This window comes from Geminocystis sp. CENA526 (assembly GCF_050753365.1).
GTDB lineage: Bacteria > Cyanobacteriota > Cyanobacteriia > Cyanobacteriales > Cyanobacteriaceae > Geminocystis.
On record NZ_JBLZFY010000259.1, the window covers coordinates 1 to 1,580 of the forward strand.

Genomic DNA, 1,580 nt, shown 5'->3' on the forward strand with positions numbered 1-1,580 from the left:
CAATGATGTTATCTTGATTATCAATAATTAAATCTTCGTCCTTGTGCATTTGGAGAATAACACCTTGCACCGCATTAAAATCAGCTTCATAGTCATCATTAGTTAAGATTTTACTGGCGGATTGTACCAATTCAGGAAAAGGTAAAAAGCAATGTCCGTTTTCCCCTGCTTCGGTTAAAGCGTATAATATTCCTGCTCGATAACGAAACTTGGATAAGGGTGATATGCCCATATTGATAGCTATTCTATCCGCCGTTAGAAAACCAATTCCATAAATATCATCAGCTAATTGATAAGGATTTTCACTGACAACAGTTATCGCATTTTCTCCATATTGTTTAAATATTTTGACGGCATAAGTAGTAGAAACTCCATGTCCTTGTAAGAAAATCATTACTTCCTTGATCACTTTCTGGGTTTCCCATGCTTCTTTAATCATCGTCACCCGTTTTTTGCCGATACCTTCGACTTCAATGAGTCGATCGATGTCTCCTTCAATTATATTTAGGGTTTCTAAACCAAAATGTTTAACAATACGTTTAGCAGTAACAGGACCAACCCCTTTTATTAAACCACTGCCGAGATATTTTTCAATACCCGTAATATTGGCAGGTTTGGTTTCTTCATAATTTAAGACGCAAAACTGTAAACCATACTTAGGATGATTTTTCCAGTAACCATAAAGTTTGAGAGTTTGTCCAGCCTGTAGGTTAGCAAAATTACCGACGATAGTGACTAAATCTTTTTCATTACCAACTTTTAACCGTGCAATACTATAACCCGTATCCTGAGCCGTAAAGGTTATTCTTTCTACTATGCCTATAATATTTTCATTGTGTTGATAATTGGAATTATTTGAAGACATTTCTTTTCTTTGTTATTATCGATCGATCAAACTATGCCTATCTTCCCATATTCCAAGAATGTAAAAAAAATTCTCTGTTCCCGTCTGAGGTAGATACCCCTTTTCATAACAGTGGGGAAAGAATACGAGCCTGACGAAAACCATTAACCTTCATTCATAAGGTATTTTTTGAGCAAATATTCTGTGGAAGTTCGGGAATAAAATTGACTCAAAAGTCAATCGAAATATTGGAAATTTTTATTCAACTTGTCCACTTGTGTCGTCTTCATCATTTTTATGAGTGTCGAACCAAAGTACATAAAACTTACAAGCATCTAAAAAATATTTTGCACAACATTTTTACTACAACTGGGCGAGATAAATGAAAAAAATTAAGATTCCGAAAATGTAATATTAGCTTTTTACTCAGTAGAAAAAATAGCAGCCTTCTGGCAAAGAAGGCTGCCTTATTTAATATATTTATTTAAATATATTATTCACCCTAAATTTATCGTTTTTGCAACCTTACTGTATCAATTGATTTTATTGCTTTTCAGAGGTTTTTTAGCTTTTTTTTTTTGCGATGAATGGTGACGTTACATATAGCGTATTTCAAAAATGGCTGAAAGTTCTTATTTGATTGAGGTTCACCCGTTTGTTTTTTCTTATTGAGAATTATTCTTTGCGATGAATGGTGACGTTACATATAGCGTATTTCAAAAATGGCTGAAAGTTC

The 1,580-nt window shown here is 33.6% G+C and carries 1 protein-coding gene; it reads right to left on the reverse strand.

Features of this window, described 5'->3' with window-relative positions; translation table 11 throughout:
* A partial coding sequence (locus ACN4EE_RS23220; RefSeq protein ID WP_431708878.1) for a helix-hairpin-helix domain-containing protein occupies positions 1–865 on the reverse strand: 865 nt, incomplete at its 3' end.
* Between the last annotated feature and the right edge of the window lie 715 nt (positions 866–1,580).